Annotated in this window: 16 protein-coding genes and 3 pseudogenes; 11 read left to right on the forward strand and 8 right to left on the reverse strand. The window is 41.7% G+C overall.

The annotated features are described in order from the left end of the window. Positions 1–55: 55 nt before the first annotated feature. Positions 56–637: a cupin domain-containing protein gene (locus AC5JQI_RS01395; protein ID WP_493913465.1), complete on the reverse strand. Its 582-nt coding sequence runs from the start codon at positions 635–637 to the stop codon at positions 56–58. A gap of 927 nt (positions 638–1,564) precedes the next feature. Between AC5JQI_RS01395 and AC5JQI_RS01400 the strand changes: the two genes are divergently transcribed. Next, on the forward strand, positions 1,565–2,044 hold the full coding sequence (locus tag AC5JQI_RS01400; RefSeq protein WP_493913466.1) for a transposase: 480 nt from the start codon (positions 1,565–1,567) through the stop codon (positions 2,042–2,044). Positions 2,045–2,271: 227 nt separating this feature from the next. On the opposite strand, the pseudogene AC5JQI_RS01405 reads toward AC5JQI_RS01400, so the two are convergent. Then, a pseudogene (locus tag AC5JQI_RS01405) lies at positions 2,272–2,394 on the reverse strand (transposase); the annotation flags it as partial. Positions 2,395–2,736: 342 nt separating this feature from the next. Beyond that, positions 2,737–3,503 (reverse strand): IS5 family transposase gene (locus AC5JQI_RS01410; protein ID WP_493913467.1). Its coding sequence is split into 2 segments (ribosomal slippage): positions 2,737–3,128 and positions 3,128–3,503, totalling 768 coding nucleotides; the frame shifts between segments, so codons are not numbered across the junction. Positions 3,504–4,116: 613 nt separating this feature from the next. On the opposite strand from AC5JQI_RS01410, the gene AC5JQI_RS01415 reads away from it, so the two are divergent. Next, positions 4,117–4,653, forward strand: a complete 537-nt coding sequence (locus AC5JQI_RS01415; RefSeq protein WP_339353356.1) for a hypothetical protein — start codon at positions 4,117–4,119, stop codon at positions 4,651–4,653. Positions 4,654–4,831: 178 nt separating this feature from the next. Here AC5JQI_RS01415 and AC5JQI_RS01420 read toward each other — a convergent pair. Together AC5JQI_RS01420 and AC5JQI_RS01425 are read right to left on the reverse strand one after the other, a co-directional pair. Continuing rightward, a pseudogene (locus AC5JQI_RS01420) lies at positions 4,832–5,240 on the reverse strand (transposase). A 97-nt stretch (positions 5,241–5,337) separates the two neighbouring features. Continuing rightward, positions 5,338–5,661: an IS630 transposase-related protein gene (locus tag AC5JQI_RS01425; RefSeq protein ID WP_493913468.1), complete on the reverse strand. Its 324-nt coding sequence runs from the start codon at positions 5,659–5,661 to the stop codon at positions 5,338–5,340. 47 nt (positions 5,662–5,708) lie between these two features. Between AC5JQI_RS01425 and AC5JQI_RS01430 the strand changes: the two genes are divergently transcribed. The 5 genes and pseudogenes from AC5JQI_RS01430 (at position 5,709) to AC5JQI_RS01450 (ending at position 10,882) form a co-directional block, all read left to right on the forward strand. Then, entirely contained in the window at positions 5,709–6,959 is a 1,251-nt protein-coding gene (locus AC5JQI_RS01430) for a DUF927 domain-containing protein (protein ID WP_493913469.1), read from the forward strand. Between the two features lie 614 nt (positions 6,960–7,573). Continuing rightward, complete coding sequence (locus AC5JQI_RS01435; protein WP_493913470.1) at positions 7,574–8,539, forward strand: hypothetical protein; 966 nt, start codon at positions 7,574–7,576, stop codon at positions 8,537–8,539. Next, positions 8,536–8,931, forward strand: a complete 396-nt coding sequence (locus AC5JQI_RS01440) for a DUF1240 domain-containing protein (protein WP_493913471.1) — start codon at positions 8,536–8,538, stop codon at positions 8,929–8,931. The genes AC5JQI_RS01435 and AC5JQI_RS01440 overlap by 4 nt, the downstream gene beginning before the upstream one ends. Positions 8,932–9,044: 113 nt before the next feature. Beyond that, positions 9,045–9,167: pseudogene (locus AC5JQI_RS01445) on the forward strand (helix-turn-helix domain-containing protein); the annotation flags it as partial. Between the two features lie 677 nt (positions 9,168–9,844). After that, the gene (locus AC5JQI_RS01450) at positions 9,845–10,882 is read left to right on the forward strand and encodes an IS630 family transposase (RefSeq protein WP_493913472.1); all 1,038 of its coding nucleotides are present in this window, start codon (positions 9,845–9,847) and stop codon (positions 10,880–10,882) included. Positions 10,883–10,921: 39 nt separating this feature from the next. On the opposite strand, the gene AC5JQI_RS01455 is transcribed toward AC5JQI_RS01450, so the two are convergent. Further along, entirely contained in the window at positions 10,922–11,350 is a 429-nt protein-coding gene (locus tag AC5JQI_RS01455; RefSeq protein ID WP_493913473.1) for a hypothetical protein, read from the reverse strand. 370 nt (positions 11,351–11,720) lie between these two features. Between AC5JQI_RS01455 and AC5JQI_RS01460 the strand changes: the two genes are divergently transcribed. Together AC5JQI_RS01460 and gorA are read left to right on the forward strand one after the other, a co-directional pair. Beyond that, positions 11,721–12,563 carry a 23S rRNA (adenine(2030)-N(6))-methyltransferase RlmJ gene (locus AC5JQI_RS01460; protein ID WP_493913474.1) on the forward strand — a complete coding sequence of 281 codons (843 nt, stop codon included), beginning with the start codon at positions 11,721–11,723 and terminating at the stop codon, positions 12,561–12,563. Positions 12,564–12,717: 154 nt separating this feature from the next. Beyond that, entirely contained in the window at positions 12,718–14,073 is a 1,356-nt protein-coding gene (gorA, locus tag AC5JQI_RS01465; RefSeq protein ID WP_493913475.1) for a glutathione-disulfide reductase, read from the forward strand. Between the two features lie 167 nt (positions 14,074–14,240). On the opposite strand, the gene lsrK is transcribed toward gorA, so the two are convergent. Beyond that, positions 14,241–15,833, reverse strand: a complete 1,593-nt coding sequence (gene lsrK / locus AC5JQI_RS01470; protein ID WP_493913476.1) for an autoinducer-2 kinase — start codon at positions 15,831–15,833, stop codon at positions 14,241–14,243. Between the two features lie 69 nt (positions 15,834–15,902). After that, positions 15,903–16,919, reverse strand: a complete 1,017-nt coding sequence (lsrR, locus tag AC5JQI_RS01475) for a transcriptional regulator LsrR (RefSeq protein WP_493913477.1) — start codon at positions 16,917–16,919, stop codon at positions 15,903–15,905. 315 nt (positions 16,920–17,234) lie between these two features. On the opposite strand from lsrR, the gene lsrB reads away from it, so the two are divergent. Together lsrB and lsrF are read left to right on the forward strand one after the other, a co-directional pair. Further along, complete coding sequence (gene lsrB / locus AC5JQI_RS01480) at positions 17,235–18,254, forward strand: autoinducer 2 ABC transporter substrate-binding protein LsrB (RefSeq protein ID WP_493913478.1); 1,020 nt, start codon at positions 17,235–17,237, stop codon at positions 18,252–18,254. Positions 18,255–18,322: 68 nt separating this feature from the next. Continuing rightward, positions 18,323–19,207, forward strand: coding sequence for a 3-hydroxy-5-phosphonooxypentane-2,4-dione thiolase (lsrF, locus tag AC5JQI_RS01485; protein ID WP_237387552.1), 885 nt, complete (start codon positions 18,323–18,325; stop codon positions 19,205–19,207). Position 19,208 lies beyond the last annotated feature (1 nt).

Raw genomic sequence — 19,208 nt, forward strand, 5'->3', positions numbered from 1 at the left:
AACGATACCTTAATATTAAGCAATGTTATTCGGAATATGTTGAGTAAGTTTTATTTTAATCTTTTCTCAACAATGTTCCTTGATTAGCCATACTTGGCAGGTTTTGAGTGACATATAAAATAAGATTTTCATGTTCACAATTAATAAATTTATGCTCTATCCAAGCAGGGACATAAATAACATCTCCATTAACGATAATCGCAGGGTTTTTATTCTCCAAGATAATTCCCCCCCTCCCTGACATTACAAAATATAGATGCCAGAAAGAATGCGAATGTTTCGTAGTACTATCCTCGGGTTTGATTATCTGAATGGTGACAGACAAGTCGTGAACTGTTTCACCGTCAAATTTGCGGTTTGGGTTAGATAAAAATAGAGCACCACGAGACGTGAAATCCTGAGTGATCAGTTGATGGAAAATATGAGATTTACTCCAAATTACACTTTTTTCTTTACGCAAAGCCTCGCGCACATCGCGCAATACATCTGTTGAAGCTTTCAATGGACTATTCATATTGCCCAGTAGCGCCTGCTTAAGATCGGAAGAAATAAGTTCAATAAAGAAGTTGTTATAGGACTGATAGTCATCAAAAGATTGCCCTCTAAGTGGCCATAGAATCCTTTCAATCTTTTCCAACTCCTCCTTTTCAGGCACAAAGGTATAGGATCAAGGTGCTTCTGAGCTTCCGCGCATCGCCAAGCATACGCCATCTCTTTAATAAGCAAGGGGAGTATTTGTGATTCGAAATCGATCTGCTGTGTTTGCAGTTCTGAGATATTTTGCTGGCGTATCAAGTCAACCGCAGCAGGTGTCAGGAACTGAGCAATATGACGTCCGGTTAATCCTTTCTGGTTAATGCCGCGACCAGCGAAAGGCAGACACTGACGTGAAGACAGAATAATTTTGGGTTCAGTACCTGTAGCTAGTATGGCGCATTTCAGAAGTAAATCTTTTCCACTGCGGTGCCTTACTGATAGTGCGTTGTGTATAGGGGAAAAACTTAGTCACAGATGTCATTACGTAGCCTTAATAATTACTCAAACAAAACCCTTAACGCCCAATCTTGCGTTAAGTAGTTTTTCAAACCGCCGCATTATTCATTAGCAACAATCAACAGAAGAGCAATGGCTGTATAATTTCCATTATTATCTCAGTAGCAATTGACATAAATTATGCTACACAAATTAATAAAAGCAAAAACATACAAGCCCATTCTGTAGATGTGAAAAATTGCAGTGTTATGGTTATTTTCTGAGGTTAGTCGTAGCTGATTTAGCATGGTAACCCTGATCACCGTAATAGAAGCCATATTCTCACTTCAATAATTAAACAGGTAACATGATGAAAAGATGTTTTAACTCCGAATTTTAATTAGAATCTATACAGTTAACCAAGAGTTTACGTGTAATGAGGGAGGCATTTGCTCGACAATATTCCGGAAAGTCAGAGGATGACCTCCATTTCAAAAAAGCATCAAAACCGGATTTAAATCGCGCGTTTTCCTAACATCGACACAAGATCATCTACGTTTCCCTCCGCCTGTCTGATTGAATAGGTCAATCTATGATCGGCAAACTCGTCATATTCAATGGCCGCTTCATAAATATCAGTTACACCCATGTACGCGAAAGCAGTACGTACCGATACTTCCACATGGTTGCGATCACCATTCCCGGTGTGGGGCCACTGATTGCCGCCGTTTTTGTCAGTGAAGTCAATGCAGAACAATTCCAAAATGGTCGTCAGCTTTCAGCCTGGTGTGGACTGGTTCCACGCCAATACAGTTCCGGGGGGAAAAACCGTCTGTCTGGCATGACCAAACAGGGCAACCGACACTTGCGAACGTTAATCATTCACGGTGTCCGTGCGGTGATGCGCTGTTGTCAAAAACGTGAGGATGTTCTGGGCGAATGGTTAAGAAAATTAATTGCCCGCTGTGGCTTCATGAAGGCAACCGTCGCCTTGGCCAACAAACGGGTGCGTATTATCTGGCGAATTTTAAAGGATGATGTTGATTTTATGATGAAGAAAGCCGTGAATTAACCGATTAAAAAAGACGTTTACTGAGTTTGCAAACACTGATGAGAAAACAGCTACCGTCCTGTAATAGCCTGTGCTTGACCAAGGTAATCATATACCTATGTAGTGATAAGGAAACAGGGCTCGGATGACATCATGGCGCGGGTGATTCAGCCCACAATGACGCCGGATATATGGTCGCAAACCGTATCAATTCAATGCTTGCACAACCGGGGGACGTCCATATATGGTTTAATGATCCCAGATACTTGTAGGCCAACTTCACCTATCAGGACTTTGTATCTGTATTTCGTTACCCACACGAAATGAGACTCAATCTGAAATACCGTGTGGCTGCCATATCTGTAATCCATATTGCACCTCTCGTGCAATAGCGTATCGCAGCTAAATCTGACCGACTAAAGTCGGTGGCTTTAACCTTTCATATGGAGAAATAAACATTCATGTTCTTGCCCTGTCATTTTGGGTTGTTTGCGGATAACCGATATTTATTTAAAAATTTTTCTTGTCCAGAAAATGAAGAAAAAGAGAAGTGAAAATTTGATTATTATTTTGTTCCCAATGATAATGCAAAAATTATAATTAACATTGAAAGTGGTTCTGCACGCTGTTATAAAAAATACTATAACTTTTCGCCTAAGAATGATGAATAAGCATTTTTACCTAGAAAAATAATTCATACCTAGATGGTGTCGTCATAAGATATTTAACCAAAGAGCAAGACAGCGGATCTGAACAGCAGCAAGAAATGAGGCACTCTTTTTGGCATAACGGGTCGCTATACCACGCCAGCGTTTAAGATGAAGAAAAGCATTTTCAACTAAATGCCTGAGTCGGTAGAGTTCCCGATCATATTCTCGTTTCACTTTGCGATTTTTTCGGCCGGGAATTTGCGCTGCTATGCCTTGTTTTTCTGCTTGTTCAACAACGGTATTACTGTCATAGCCCCGATCCGCTAATAAATGTTCTGCATCTATTCCGTCAATCAAGGCCTCAGCTTGTGAGCAATCCGCTGTGGGACCGCTTGTAATAAGCGCTCTGATCGGCATACCATGCGCATCCACGGCCAGATGTATCTTTGTATTGAGCCCCCTTTTGTGCGCCCCATATCCTGATTGCCTCCTGCCGCCCCTGCGGCATGGGGATGAACCTTAATATGACTGGCGTCAATCATCAGCCATTCGAAATCGGGTTCAAAGAGGAGTTCTTCAAGCAGTCCTTCCCATACGCCTTTGTCCCGCCACCGACAAAAACGGCGATGCGTATTTTTCCAGTCGCCATAATCGGGCGGTAAATCTCGCCAGGGTGCGCCTGTCCGTAAAATCCAGAACACCGCATTAATAAATAATCGATTATCATAAGCAACACGCCCCCAGGCCCCCTTACGTCCCGGTAGGTGAGGTTCAAGCAAACTCCAAATATGATCGGAAATATCGTGACGGCGGTGTGCGGGTGTGCTCATGGTTAAGTCATCCATTCATGTAATATAGGGTTATTATTACATGAATTTATTTATGACGACACCATCTAGGATTACATCGCATTAAAAACACTGGGAATTTATACAGTTAAGTGTTTTTTCTGAAAGTTCCACAAACTTAATTCTGTTAAAACTATTAGTAAATAACGTTAGTAATCATTTTCTTCATTTATTATTTGTTAACCATATTTTTCTATTTGAAATCAGAAAAATCGCTAGTACAATTACTATACTTTTTCTCTATCCAGAATATTTGTACACTACATTTTTGGTGTTGAAAAACAGAAGTAAATGTCAATTTTTATCTTGTAAATCGCACTTAAGTTATCAAATGGCAATTGTAAAACAGCTGCTTGTAGGTGATGTGGAGTTGTATCCGCAATTTAAGATATACCTTCATGACATATTGTAAACTCCAAAAATATCAGGCTGTAGTTGAAAGCTGAGGGTGTCTTTTTCTGATTGTGTTTATCAATATCATGATTTGGGGAGAATGATAAAATTGACATGGCAAATTTAATGGTAGTTAGTTGATTTTTAAGTTTAATATTCTAAATCCGTTTTCTCATGTCAGATTTGATTATGAAGGGGGGGAATGATGTTTTTCCATGTTGTCAACAAAAATAATATTATCGTATTTTCCTTAATATTGGGAATTGCCATTTTGTTTTTATTTTTTAATAACAGCCGAGTAGGCATTATTGGTTATGCCGATAAGCATTGCCAGAAAAACACAGCCTGTTTGATTGATATAAGTAAGATTACCCCTTTTGACTGGGATAAAATGTATATCATTGATAAAGGAATGGGGCGTGAAGATATTGAACATATTATCGGTGCGGATTTTAATAAAGAAACCAATCTTTTTTATAAAATAATTTTTGTCAGGAATAAAAAGGTAGTTTATTCAGATGAGTATCATCATTCGGATGATCCTTATGAAAAAAAGTTTATCAAACCTAATTTTCATTATCCTTATGAAAAAGAAGGGGGTTATTTTAGTCACTATGCGATTTCTAAAGATAATTCCATTCTTTCAGTTGAGATTGAAAATGAACCACTCTTGAGTGATAAAGTTTACTACAAGATTTCTCCTTCTAATGCACAGCAAGTTAGGGGAAAAAATCTATAATTTTCTCCCATTTCGTTCGTGAATATGAGCAATATTGATACGAGGCAGGCCAGTTATTTTTTTTGGCATGCACTTTTTATTTATGGCTTTAGCTAGTTTAAGTAGCGTCAGCTTCTTAAACATAAAACCACCCGCTATGCGGGTGGAGACCAAGGGTTATATAGCAGAATCAATATAATTAGACATAGGTCACATGCTCTGTAAACAGTTCATCAATAGAGCATCTTTCTCGTCTTCTTGTTGTTTTTGTTTCAGCCCATTTGTTTTCGATAGGATTTAAATCTGGGCTGTAAGGGGGAAGCCATTCTAACTGGCACCCGTTCGGCTATCGCTTGTCGCGTGTCACACCGTTTATGGAAAGAGGCATTATCCATCACAATCACTGCACCCTTTGGGAGCTTTGGCAACAAATCTTGTGTCAGCCAGGCATGAAACACATTCGCATTAAGGGTTCCGGCAAACAAACTTAAGGTCACAAAGGTATTTTTAATGATGGCACCAATGGCATTAAGGCGGCCTTTGTGCTGCCAGTCATGTAAACCAAAACAGCGCGACCCTTTTAACGAATAGCCATGCGTACGTGGCATGGACTGCTCAACGCCGCTTTCATCCAAATAAACAATCTGTTTGCCCGCCTGCTCATGATGGCGGATACGCTCGCCAAATACCTGACGCGCGTGTTCGTCAGCGGCGGGGTGTTTGTGCGTTTTTTTTGACGGTTATTTTGAGTCGTTTCAGGGAGTAATGGATAGCCGATTGTGAGACACCCAGACGTTTTGCTCTTTCCCATTGATAATCATCGGGATAATTTTTGACATCGGCGATAAGTGTTTCATCACTGATTTTCGTGGGCGGTTTATCACGTGTCATACAGGGTTCTATTTTATTGCACCACCGGAACAGAGTGCGGATAGAGACCTCAAAGTGGTCGCAGGTTTGCTCGAATGTCAATGCATGCTTGTCTTTGTATGCCAGTACTCTTCTTCGAAAATCTAGACTGTAACCCATCTCAATTCTACCTTGTCATTGGGATTTAGGTATTATGACACAGTATTATGATTCTGCTATATGTGGTCAGGGGAACGGCTGATGAATGGAAAAATCGTGTTGCGTCATTGATGAAAGGCAACCGTTCAATGATGCTGGGGGTGCTGGTGGGATTAGCTGCACCGCTCAATTCGTTAACGGGCGGTAGCTGTTTTGGCGTACATTTATTCGCTCAGTCCTCAGCGGGTAAAACGACTACCGTTGAGGCCGCCAGTAGTTTATACGGCGATCCCGAAGAACTGAAATTATCATGGCACGGCACCCATCACGGTTTAAATAACGAGGCGGCAGCCCGCAATGATGGTTTCTTGCCGATTGATGAAATCGGGCAAAGCGCTAATCCGAAGGAAGTGGCAAACAGTGCCTACAGCTTATTTAACGGTGTCGGCAAAATCCAGGGGAAACGGGAAGGCGGAAACCGTGCCGTTATTCGCTGGAAGATAGCCGCCCTTTCGACGGGAGAGGAAGATTTAGAAACCTTTCTGATAAAAGGCGGGATTACCCCAAAGGCAGGGCAGTTAGTCAGGCTGTTAAGTGTGCCCTTTATTGATACCGAGTTTTTCAATGGCTATGAGGATGGTGACGCACACGCAAGGGCAATCAAGCGTGAATCGAAGCGTTATTGTGGTACAGCGGGTCGGGCATGGATCTTGTGGCTGTCTGAAAATCAGGAACAGGCAATAGAAACGGTAACCTGTAAAGAAAAAGAATGGCTTGATAGCCTGCCAGAAGAAGCCTCGGCACAAGTGAAGCGTGTGGCTGTGCGCTTCGCTTTACTGGATGCCGCCGGAGAACTGGCAACCCCTATCACCGGCTGGAACAAAGAAGATTGCCATAGTGCGATAAGGCAAAGTTTTGATGACTGGTTAGCGGATTTTGGTATCGGAAACCGCGAAAAATATCAGGTTGTCACCCGTGCCCGCGATTTTATCCAGAAACACGGCTTATCGCGTTTTCAGCCTTATACCTATGGAAAACTGAATGGAAACATAGACACCGTTAACGCCATGAGAATTAACCATCTCGCGGGTTATCTGGTACATAACCGCCGCGATGATGGTCAGGTGGAATATCACATTATCCCCAGTGTGTTTGAAGAGGAAATATTGCAGGGATTACAGAAGAAATCAGGCTTTGAGGCTTTGGAAGAAGCCGGAATGTTGATTAAAGCAGAAAAAGACCGCTTTATCAGTAAAACTATTTCAGTGAATGGGACTCAGGGGCGCTTTGTAGTGCTGGTTTTCAATGATGAAGATTAGCCCTCACGTAAAAGAAAAAACATTGGGATAACGGGATGGCGGGATAATGAATATTTAATTAACTAAATATTAGCAAGTTACATCTATTTTAATTATCCCGTCTTATCCCATTACATCCCGTAACGTGATGTCACTATAGATAAAGTCTTAGCGTGACAATGGGGTTATCCCGAAAACATTTTTTCTTTGGCAGGCTATAATTTATTGAATAGTAAAGAGTTAAAAATATTGTTACTGCGTTTCGGGATAAGCGGGATAATGTGGGGTAAGTTAACGGCATGAAATATAAAGTAAAAATGGCATTTATCCCGCTATCCTGTGGGAATTGATGCAATTATATAGCGTTGTGGTTATGAAAAAAATAATTTGATGAGCTTTTATCTTTCGCATTATCTGAAATTTCAATGAGGTAATTATCTGATTTTATTTAAGCATAGAGATTAATCACAATTCTACTGGTGTACTTTTATCCATGCTGGAATAGATAAGTATTATTGTTATATCCTGTTTAATTGATGCTGTATCGGGAATCATGGCACAAACCAATTAATTCTTAACTGGCATTATAGTCACACTTGGAATAATTTATTTTGAATATTATGGAGAATTAAGGAATGGCACATAAGAAATATAATCCCACTTGGGATGGTTATATGGGCGATGTTTTAAGGGGTAATGTGGGGATTAATCAGCTAAAGCCTCAACATGAATTTTTTGATGCCATTGGGTTAGAAAAAGTATTGAGAGATAATACCCAATATCACTTTGTTCTCACATTATCAGAAGCTCAAAGCATTATTGAGGATATCAGCCCCCGCCGTCCACAAAGTCCAAGTTATGGATATGCATTTGCAAGAGGTATGGACGAAAAACATCTAAGTTATGGAGAAGCGTTTGCAAGAGGCACGGAAGCAGACAACAAGATAAAAAATCCTATGGCACATGTATTTTCTGTCACTGATCCTATTTCCACTTATGCGGGAAATATCTATGATGCGCATGGGTTTTCTGAAGTTTGCAGAGAGTTTAGAAGATTAAGTATCACCGCGACAATACATGTGGGGGCAAATGGAAATAGGTATATTCACCTGTCAGGACATGCTGGCCTTAGACAGCGTATCATGGGTACACGATATCGTGCCAATAATCCTCAAATGCTAGGCATGGGAATAGGGCAGCAGGGTCTTAATGCAAGCACTGTTAGAGGTGTTAGGTTCTCCATCATCTTTTCTATTGCATATCGAGTGATAGAAGGAATTTTTAAGGATGAATATACGTTAGCCGAATTTATCGGAAACATAACAATGGACATGGCTAAAACTGCTATTATTGCTGCTTCCTCCTGGGTTGTAGGATCACTTTTAACTACCACTGCATTTTTAGGTGGAAGTATTATTGCTGTTGCTCTGATAGTTTTAGCTGTTGGAGTTCTGGCGGCTTATATTTTAGATACTCTTGATAAGAAATATGGGATAAGTGAAAAATTAATAGAACTCTTAAAAGAAGCAACCAAGAGAAAACCAAGAACACCGGAAGCGGATTTACAGCATGTTTTTAATGGATTAGGAAGGTTTAGGTGAATAGTAAATACTTTCAAGCATTAGGTGTGCTAATATTATTATTGTTAGTAATATTTACGGTTATTTTCGTTATTGGCGATGCTGTTTCATTAATATTAATGAAAGATGAAATAACATTTTCTGGCACTGTTGTTATTGGTGTCATGTCTTCACCTCTATTATTTTACGCGTTATTATGCTCTATTTTTTTCTTTATTTTTAATAGACAACCTAAATTTAATAAAGTGATTGTTAGCTTTATGGTTTTGTTGGTAATTTTATCATTTATCATCAGTTTACCTGTCTCTTTTTATGTTAACTATAAGTTAAAAAATGATGGTTATCTGACATGTGATAAAATTTCATGGATGTCACCGACTACTTATGTTAAAGACATTAAGTTATGTAAGTAAAAACTTTTGTAAATATTCCGTCCTCATTATTTCAATGGGGGCATTTCTCCCGTTGAATACGAGAAGCAATGGGAGAAGGCTAAAATGGTGTCCGGAAGTTCTTGACCGCTACAAAAGGGGAATGGATTATTGCTGATTACCTCGGAATCCATCCTTCGGAGATTTGGCCTAGTCGATATTTTGATGGCGATGGTCAGCCTATTGAACGGACAGTACGTAAAGTTTCCATTGAATAGTTCTATTTCAGTGAAATCAGCCATGAGATAAAATGATACTTGTAATTATAATTTGATACTCATGGCTAAGTATCTTTGTATTCATTTCTTGATTTTTTGTGTTCTGTATTGGTCGGGGAGAAAAGCAGCAGCATGTATTATGGTATCTTAGGTAACTCCGCCTTGTGTATATTATTGTTCATTCATTTACAATTAGACGAAAATAGTATTTCGGCCACAAGATAAGTTAATCAGGTAATTTATCTGATTAACTTAACATAATTAATAATAAGAATGATCTATAATTTAGAAAGTTTCACTTTTATTTGAAAATAAGATAATTTTATGCAGGTAATGAATTTATAACCTGTGATGCAGTGATTTAAAATTATAGGAATTAATATGCTAATGGGTAGCATAACTATCAGAAAAATAAGAGGGATATAATATATTGCGTCAGGCTGTTGTATTATGGTTACTATAAAAAGAATAAAAATACAAATTAGCATCATTCTTGATGATGAAAAATAAGCATCGGAATCTATTATTATCCAGGCAAGAAAATTTCCATCAGTTGTTTCTCTTTCAAAAGAGAAATTTCTAATTAAAGCCAATTGTTCTTTAAATGTGAACGTTTTTATACCAATCGCCATTGAAGATGCTTGATTTCTTATCCAAACCCGATCATGCTTGCAGCCATGAAAATTCATCTGACACCAGAACAAAAACATGCCCTCGAATTGATGCATGATACAACGCGCGACAGTCGAGTTTGTGATCGCATCAAGGCGGTGCTTTTGGCGTCAGAGGGCTGGACTGCTCAGATGATTGCACAGGCCTTACGTATTCATGAAAGTACGGTAAGCCGTCACCTAAAAGATTTTATCGCTCAGGAAAAGCTCACCCCGGAAAATGGCGGTTCTGAAAGCCATCTCTCTACCGAACAAACCGCCGACTTGATTGATTATTTGACGACAAATTTGATGCATACCACCGCCCAAATTGTGGCTTACGTCCGAGCACGTTGGCAGGTGTCTTTCAGCGTGGGCGGAATGACGAAATGGCTTCACCGCCAGGGTTTCAGCTACAAAAAGCCAAAGGGAGTGCCTCATAAATTCGATGCGGATCAACAGCAACAATTTATTGATGACTACCAGTCTCTTAAAGACCGGGCGGGTCAAAATGAACCTATCCTATTTATTGATGCGGTGCATCCTTCACAGTCCGCAAAGCTCAGCTATGGTTGGATGAAAGCAGGGAAAAATCAGGTAAAAGTGGTCGAAACCACCGGCAGCCGTACCCGTCTCAATATTCTGGGAGCCCTCAATTTACAACGAATTGAAGACACCGTGATCCGTGAATATCCAAGTATCAATGCTGAAAACATCGCGTATTTCTTCGGGGCGCTCCGGGAAACTTACCCGCTTTCGCAAAAAATCCATATTATTCTGGATGGGGCGGGTTACCACCGAGCAGAATTAGTGAAAGAGATGGCGTATGTCCTTAATATTGAATTGCATTACCTACCGCCTTACAGCCCGAATCTCAATCCGATAGAGCGATTGTGGAAGTATATGAATGAGCAAGTACGTAACAATGTTTATTTTCCGGATGCGAAGACATTTCGTGAAACCCTTCGTCACTTTTTTCATGTCACGTTGCCAGAAAAAGCGAAAGAACTCACGACTCGACTTACTGACAACTTTCAGATTTTAAAACCTGCATCTTCAAGTTAGATTGGTATATAATTAATTTCCTTAGTTTAGAGTTTTTCTCTATATAGATTTTTTTCTTTTTTTATTTATCGGTTTACTAGAATTGTGTTCTGATCTAGGCTCGAAAAATATTCTGTTAGTGAGAGCGAACAAAAACAGTTTTATACCTATGGAATAACTGTAACCGATGTTTTTAGCTTGTTCTAATATTCTCAAAAAGGAAACGGATAAATAGATAAAGAAAAGGTAATTTAACCAATTAGCTTTGGAGGTCATTATATATAATGCAATGTCAATTATAATAAAAAATAGAGTGGCTCGTTTTACAGATTCCATATTTTCATAGGCCAGCCATTTTATCCAAGCGGTAAAATCATCGGATGTTTCATTTTTTACTAATGCAAAACTTTTGAGTAAGGTAACTTGTTCTGTAAGTGTAAATAGTTTAATTATTGACTTCCTGATTTTTTTGTCATGAGTAAATCGCATAGCTATCCCAAATTTATCAGATTAAATCGAAATTTATTTTTAATTCAGAATATTAAAATAAGTAGTGGTACTTATTCAAGTATGACAATTAAATGGACTTAAAAACAGAATTTGGTCACGCATTAAACCCATTGATTAGCACTCTGGCCTCACTTTTTCCCTGTGGGGTAATCCGTTTCCCCACGCTTCACGTTCTCTTTATCCTACATTATGCTTTTTAAGATGCTATAACGGCACTGACTTTGTTACTATGCTTTATTGTGTTTTAGTGCTCGTGCAATGATTTGTGGGGTAATTCGTGGGGTAATAAATTGATTTATTCGCCTTATGTGAAACTAAAACTGATTAAAAATCAATAGGAAATAAATTAATGTTAAGTTATCGTCACAGCTTCCATGCTGGCAATCATGCTGATGTGTTGAAGCACACGGTGCAAAGCCTGATCATTGAATCGTTTAAAATAAAAGAAAAACCTTTCTTATATCTGGATACCCACGCTGGCGCAGGTCGTCATCAATTGACCGGAGAGTATGCGGAGCGTACGGGAGAGTATCTTGAAGGTATTGCCCGTATTTGGCAGCGTGATGATATTCCTGAGGAATTGACTGCGTATATAGACGTAGTGAAAGCCTTGAATCCAAATGGTTCCCTGCGCTATTATCCGGGTTCTCCCCTGATTGCCCGTCATTTGTTGCGGGAATATGATGAGCTTAATCTGAGCGAATTGCATCCCAGTGATTTTCCTTTACTACGTACGGAATTTTCCCGTGACCAACGTGCGCGTGCCCTGCGGGAAGATGGTTTTCAGCAGCTGAAATCAAAACTTCCTCCAAAAAGCCGCCGTGGATTTGTGTTGATTGATCCCTCTTATGAATTGAAATCGGATTATCAGAATGTTATTCAGGGCATTCAGGAAGGATATAAGCGTTTTGCAACCGGCACTTATGCATTGTGGTATCCCGTTGTGCTGCGCCAGAAAATCAAACGCATGATGAAAGAACTGGAAGCAACAGGTATCCGTAAAATTTTACAGATCGAATTTGGCGTGCGTCCTGATAGTGATCAGCGTGGTATGACGGCATCAGGCATGATAGTCATTAATCCGCCGTGGAAATTAGAACAGCAGATGAAATCTGTGTTGCCGTGGCTGCATCAGGTACTGGTTCCTGAAGGAACAGGACATACCTCAGTGGAGTGGATTGTACCTGAATAAGGTGAAAGTTCAGTGTGGTGTAATCATTTTAATAGCTGTGCCCTATGGCAATAAAAGCCAGAAACGTCCGCAGCCGATGATAACTTTTTGTAATATTAAGCGCCAGGTTGAACTTTAGCCAGTAAGTTAATTGATTAGACGGAAGTGACCTAAGATGAGTAAAAAACATTACGATTATATTGCAATTGGTGGTGGCAGTGGTGGCATTGCTTCCATTAACCGTGCAGCCATGTATGGGAAGAAGTGTGCCCTGATTGAAGCAAAAGCATTGGGCGGAACATGTGTTAATGTGGGCTGTGTACCAAAGAAAGTAATGTGGCATGCCGCCCAAATTGCGGAGTCTATTCATCAATATGGTCCCGATTATGGGTTTGATACTATAGTTAATCGTTTTGACTGGAAAAAACTGATCGCCAGCCGTACTGCCTATATTGATCGCATTCATCAGTCGTATGAGCGAGTACTGGGTAATAATAAGGTAGATGTTATTCAGGGTATTGCCCGTTTTATTAATGCACATACTGTTGAGGTTAATGGTGAAAGGATCACAGCTGACCATATTTTGATTGCAACAGGTGGTCGTCCTGCTCGCCCTGATATTCCCGGTGCGAAATACGGCATTGATTCAGATGGTTTCTTTGAACTGGATGAGATGCCAAAACGTGTTGCTGTAGTGGGGGCTGGCTATATTGCAGTGGAAATTGCGGGTGTTTTGAATGCGCTGGGTAGTGAAACTCATCTGTTTGTCCGCAAGCATGCACCATTGCGTACTTTTGACCCATTGATCGTTGATACTCTGCTGGAAGTTATTAAAAAAGAAGGGCCAACACTGCACACGGAAGCAATATTAAAGTCTGTGATTAAGAATAGTGATGGCAGCCTGACCGTTCAGTTGCAGGATGGTAGAAAGCAGACGGTTGATGCCTTGATCTGGGCGATTGGGCGTGAGCCAATGACAGATAATCTGAGTTTGTCTGCCACCGGTGTTGAACTGAGTGAAAAAGGTTATATCCAAGTCGATAAGTACCAGAATACCAATGTTAACGGTATTTATGCAGTTGGTGATAACACCGGTGCGGTGGAATTAACACCGGTCGCAGTTGCGGCAGGTCGTCGTTTGTCAGAGCGTCTGTTCAATAATAAACCGGAAGAGCATCTGGATTACTCTAATGTGCCAACGGTTGTATTCAGCCACCCACCGATTGGCGTTGTTGGTCTGACGGAACCGCAGGCAAAAGAGCAGTATGGTGATGAGCAAGTTAAGGTTTATACATCATCATTTACCGCGATGTATACCGCTGTGACGCAACATCGTCAGCCATGCCGGATGAAGCTGGTTTGTGTGGGGGAAAATGAAGAAATCGTTGGTATCCACGGTATCGGTTTTGGTATGGATGAGATCCTGCAAGGTTTTGCGGTTGCGCTGAAAATGGGTGCAACGAAAAAGGACTTTGATAATACCGTTGCTATCCATCCGACTGCGGCGGAAGAGTTTGTTACTATGAGATAACTCTTTATTATGAGTAATAGGGTCAATTATTGTGCCTTCTTAAAATAAATCTGTCTTTTCTTTGTTTTAATTTCAATGCAACGTGGATCCTTTCATATTTAAAATCAAATGATTAATGTAGCAGAGCAAGCTGCCGGACTTGCTCTGTTTATTCTTTAAATATCGGATCACAATCCCGGTGCTTTCCACAATGAGGTTGTTAATCCATCATCCACCAGATGCAGTTGATCTGCATAGACTGCCTGCCAATCTTTCTTCGCTTTTTGATAAATCTCGCGGTAGTGTAGGTTCGGTTGATATTCACGGTCCCAGCGCACTAATTTCTCTCCGGTCGTGGGCATGGAGTCATATAAACCAACGCCAACACCTGCCGCGATCGCACAACCTAAGGCTGTCGCTTCTTTCACGACAGGCACTCTGACAGGTAATCCGGTAACGTCAGACAGAATTTGGCTCCAGAGTTTTCCTTTCGAACCCCCTCCGGCAAAGACCAAAGAATCGGCTTTGATGCCAGAGAACTCTGAAACCATATCGAGGTTACATGCCGAAATGATAGCCGCGTTTTCTTCCAATGCACGGAATAGCGTTGCCTTATTGCATTTTTCCGGATCAATCGAGAGATTGAGGAAAGAAGGCGCAGCGTGGTACCACGACTTAAAACGCATGACATCGGAGAAAATAGGCATTATGCCATGTGCACCAGCAGGAACCCGTGCCGCCATATCTTCCAGCAGACTATAGGCATCAACGCCTAATCGTTCTGCCAGCAGTTTTTCTTCTGCGCAGAAAGCATCGCGGAACCAGCGCATGGTGAGACCGGTAAAGAAGCTGATGGATTCTGCCTGTGCCATGCCTGGAATAACATGTGGGTTAATGCGGATGTTCATGTTCGGATCGGTGATGGGTTCTGGAAGATTAACGACTTGCTGCCAGAATGTCCCGCCGAGTACCGCAGTTTGAGCAGGTTTGACCACTCCAATGCCCAGGCAGCCGAGTTGGACGTCACCTCCTCCCACAATCACAGGTGTGCCGCTGTTCAGGCCACATTCGGCCGCTGCTTTTTCCGTGATATAGCCGAGTAGTGTGCCGGTTTCTTTGACGGGAGAGAGAATATCGGAACGAAGTCCAGCCATCTCCAACAAACTTGGTCGCCAATTGCGGCTGGTTAAATCCAGCATTCCCGTTGTACCCGCATTGGAGGGATCAACCACCAGTTCGCCACTGAGCATATAAGCCAGCCAATCGCTGATCATGGTCAGGGTACTGGCTTGCTGGTAGATATCAGCACGGTGATGAGCCAGCCAAAGCAAACGTGGCATTGCGCCCAGTGCCAGTGTCTGGCCGGAGTAGCGATAGACGTCAGACTCAAAGGTATTATTGTAAAGCTCTTTTAGCTCGCTGACTTCATGGCTGGAACGGGCATCCACGTTGGCACATGCCCAAATGGGATCGCCGTTGCGATTATAAAGGACAATGCCTTCCCGCATTGAGCAGGCGGCAACGCCTTGAATCGCATTAGCGGGCAGATCTGCTTTTTGCAGTGCCTGCCGGATACATTGGCAGGCCAGTTGCCAGTTGTTTTTCAGGTCAAATTCCATAGAACCAGCAACATTAGGTACAGGCTGGTGTATCCACTCAGCCTGTCCGACGGCGACTTGATTCCCTTCTAGATCAAATATAACTGCACGGATACTGCCAGTTCCTGCATCAAGCGCCATCAGATACCTCCGTGATGGGTGAGCATTAGCGCGTTGATTCATGATACTATCCTCGTATATCGTTATTTTCTTATTCGATATGGAACAGGGAATGGAAGAATTATTAGTTGATCAAGTTAGCATGGCCCTCGCTGTTTGTTCTTCTGTCACTAATGAGTTGATGTAACCCCCTTTCATTGCAGCGACAATGGCATCTACTTTTTCGATACCACCTGCTACTCCAAGCACGTTCGGGATAGTTTTTATTTCTGGTAAGGGGATACCTATTAATTCTTGATGGATGTCGATATCACCGATCAGTTCGCCATCTGCATTGAAGAAATATCCAAGAATATCCCCAACAGCACCTTTACGACTAAACATTAGCTGTTCACCATCACTAATATAGCCAGAAAGCATAATAGTTGCATTTTGCTTCTGATTAATAGCACCAATTCCGACAAGTGCGATATCGGCGGCACAGGCCGTCAGGATAACATCTTGTACACTACGTTCTTCGCGGAATGTCGCTGCGATTTCATGCGTGGAAGCTCGTAGTGGTGCAGGAATAATATTGATAGGACAGTCCGCATCAAGTTGGCCAATGCCTGCCATGTAAGAGCCAACACCACCGGACAATGTCACTAATCTAACTTGCTGGGATGAGATAAAACCACTCAGATGCTTTAAAGTACACATGGGGGTTTCACCAAACCCAATTGCCAAGAGTTGGTGAGGTTCAGTCAGCGCCATTAATAGGTGAGCGGCTCCAACACCGAGGCGGGTATTTAAATTCATACTATCAAGGGCGGGTAATACACGGATTCGTTTAAGGTTAAAACGTTTTTGTAAGGCATATTCTAAGGCTAAGCATCCTTCATAGCGTGAATTGATCTGAACGCGAATTACACCGGATTGTCGCCCTTTTTCTAGTAATCGAGAGACCTTGAGACGATTTAAGTCAAGTAATTCACCGATGTCTCCCTGAGTCAGGCCATCATGATAGTAAAGCCAGGCGACACGGGCCATTAGTTCTTCTTCACTCATGCTATTTCCTGTTCCTGGGTAGTTGTGACTAGAGCAGTCAATTGTCTCGAATAATACATTTTTTTCTGAGATTGTTGGTTTCTTAGTTGATTTGATCGACATAACAACTTCTTTATCCACAAGGGAAGAATAAGCATGAAAGCTACTAATGTTCTAGATACTTTGTTACAAAAATTTGAACATATTTTAATGTGGTTCTAACTTTTTCACAAAATGTGATCGGAATACTGCAATAATCTCGAATTATGAATTAGAGTTTTGAACAAAAGTATTTTTAATAAATAAATGTTCAGATTAAGTAGTGTTGATGTCAGAAACGAAAGCTGGAAATGCCATGAAGTCACAGCATATTTCTGTAACGTACAAGACAATCCTGAAACATAAATGATCTTGAGGCAAAAATAGGCGGAGATAGGCATGAAAGCACTGATAATGAAAAAGCTGGTTTTGGCTGCTGTGTTAAGTTTAGCGAGTGTTACTTGGGCGCAGGCAGCAGAGAAAATTGCGTTTATTCCTAAATTAGTCGGTGTTGGTTTCTTTACTAGTGGCGGCCAAGGAGCAGTGGAAGCCGGCAAGGCATTGGGTGTTAAAGTCATTTACGATGGCCCTACAGAGTCAACTATGGTGGAGCAGGTTCAGCTTATCAATAAATTCGTTAATCAAGGTTATAACGCTGTCGTGGTGTCGGCGGTATCAACAAATGGTTTATGTCCAGCGTTGAAACGTGCGATGAAACGAGGTGTCAAAGTATTGACGTGGGACTCTGACACATCACCAGAATGTCGTTCTATTTATATCAATCAGGGAACGCCAAAGCAGCTAGGCGGCCTTCTGGTCGATATGGCTGCTAATCAGGTGAAAAAAGAAAAAGCGAAAGTGGCATTCTTCTATTCTAGTCCAACGGTGACGGATCAGAACCAATGGGTAAAAGAGGCTAAAACCAAGATTGCAGCAGAGCATCCGAATTGGGAGATTGTTACCACACAATTTGGTTATAACGATGCAACGAAATCCTTGCAGACTGCGGAAGGTATTTTGAAAGCATGGGGTGATTTGGATGCGATTATTGCACCAGATGCCAATGCCCTACCTGCGGCGGCGCAAGCGGCAGAAAACCTGAAACGCCAGGATGTTGCGATTGTTGGGTTCAGTACCCCGAATGTGATGCGTCCTTATGTTGAAAACGGTACGGTCAAACAATTTGCTCTGTGGGATGTGGTCAAGCAAGGCAAGATAGCTATTCATGTTGCCAATGAGATATTGCAAAAAGGCGATCTGGATGTGGGAGATAAATTGAATATTCCTGATATTGGCGACATTGAAATTTCACCTAATAGTGTACAGGGTTACCGTTATGAAGCGAAAGGCAATGGCATTGTTGTTATGCCGGAAAGGGTGATTTTTACCAAAGAGAATATCAACCAATATAATTTCTAATCAATACGATTTCTGATTCATAAGGCTGTGAAATACAGCCTGACTCTGACACCTTTCTGGAGGAAGAAATGGCAGATTTAGATGATATCAAAGACGGTAAAGATTTTGGCATTGATAGACCGCAAAAGAATGCTTTGTTTGAACTGAAGGGCTGTGGTGCGCTGGATTGGGGTATGCAGTCCCGTTTGTCACGAATTTTCAATCCTGCGACCAATAAAACGGTGATGTTGGCGTTTGACCACGGTTATTTTCAGGGACCAACAACAGGCTTAGAGCGTATCGATATAAATATAGCCCCTCTGTTTGAACATACCGATGTACTGATGTGCACCCGGGGCATCCTACGCAGCCAGGTTCCGCCTGCAACCAATAAACCGGTGGTGCTGCGTGCGTCTGGCGCTAATTCAATTCTGACTGAACTCTCCAATGAAGCTGTCGCGGTGGCGATGGAAGATGCACTTCGGCTTAATGTTTGTGCTGTGGCGGCTCAGGTTTATATCGGCTCAGAACACGAACACCAATCCATCAAGAATATTATCAAGCTGGTGGATCAGGGGACGCGTTATGGTATGCCAACGATGGCAGTGACAGGTGTCGGCAAAGATATGGCCCGTGATCAGCGTTACTTCTCACTTGCGACCCGCATTGCAGCAGAAATGGGGGCGAATATTATCAAAACCTATTATGTTGATACCGGTTTTGAGCGGATCGTGGCGGGCTGCCCGGTTCCGATTGTGATTGCAGGGGGTAAGAAATTACCGGAGCTGGACGCGCTTGAGATGTGCTATCAGGCGATTGATCAGGGCGCGTCTGGTGTGGATATGGGACGTAATATCTTCCAGTCCGAAGCGCCTGTTGCGATGCTGAAAGCGGTACAGGCGGTGGTGCATCACAATGAGAAGCCTGCTCAGGCTTATGAGCTGTTCCTGAGTGAAAAAGCTAAAGGGGAATAAT

The sequence above is a fragment of the Xenorhabdus sp. XBWT genome (assembly GCF_059072735.1).

Bases quoted from the DNA above. Each gene is read 5' to 3' on its own strand.
- lsrR (WP_493913477.1), bottom strand. From the start codon at position 16,919: ATGTCGATCAAATCAACTAAGAAACCAACAATCTCAGAAAAAAATGTA.
- AC5JQI_RS01455 (WP_493913473.1), bottom strand. From the start codon at position 11,350: ATGCGATTTACTCATGACAAAAAAATCAGGAAGTCAATAATTAAACTA.
- AC5JQI_RS01415 (WP_339353356.1), top strand. From the start codon at position 4,117: ATGATGTTTTTCCATGTTGTCAACAAAAATAATATTATCGTATTTTCC.
- AC5JQI_RS01425 (WP_493913468.1), bottom strand. From the start codon at position 5,661: ATGGGTTACAGTCTAGATTTTCGAAGAAGAGTACTGGCATACAAAGAC.
- lsrB (WP_493913478.1), top strand. From the start codon at position 17,235: ATGAAAGCACTGATAATGAAAAAGCTGGTTTTGGCTGCTGTGTTAAGT.
- AC5JQI_RS01400 (WP_493913466.1), top strand. From the start codon at position 1,565: ATGATCGGCAAACTCGTCATATTCAATGGCCGCTTCATAAATATCAGT.
- AC5JQI_RS01460 (WP_493913474.1), top strand. From the start codon at position 11,721: ATGTTAAGTTATCGTCACAGCTTCCATGCTGGCAATCATGCTGATGTG.
- AC5JQI_RS01430 (WP_493913469.1), top strand. From the start codon at position 5,709: ATGATTCTGCTATATGTGGTCAGGGGAACGGCTGATGAATGGAAAAAT.
- AC5JQI_RS01435 (WP_493913470.1), top strand. From the start codon at position 7,574: ATGGCACATAAGAAATATAATCCCACTTGGGATGGTTATATGGGCGAT.
- AC5JQI_RS01450 (WP_493913472.1), top strand. From the start codon at position 9,845: ATGAAAATTCATCTGACACCAGAACAAAAACATGCCCTCGAATTGATG.
- gorA (WP_493913475.1), top strand. From the start codon at position 12,718: ATGAGTAAAAAACATTACGATTATATTGCAATTGGTGGTGGCAGTGGT.
- lsrK (WP_493913476.1), bottom strand. From the start codon at position 15,833: ATGAATCAACGCGCTAATGCTCACCCATCACGGAGGTATCTGATGGCG.
- lsrF (WP_237387552.1), top strand. From the start codon at position 18,323: ATGGCAGATTTAGATGATATCAAAGACGGTAAAGATTTTGGCATTGAT.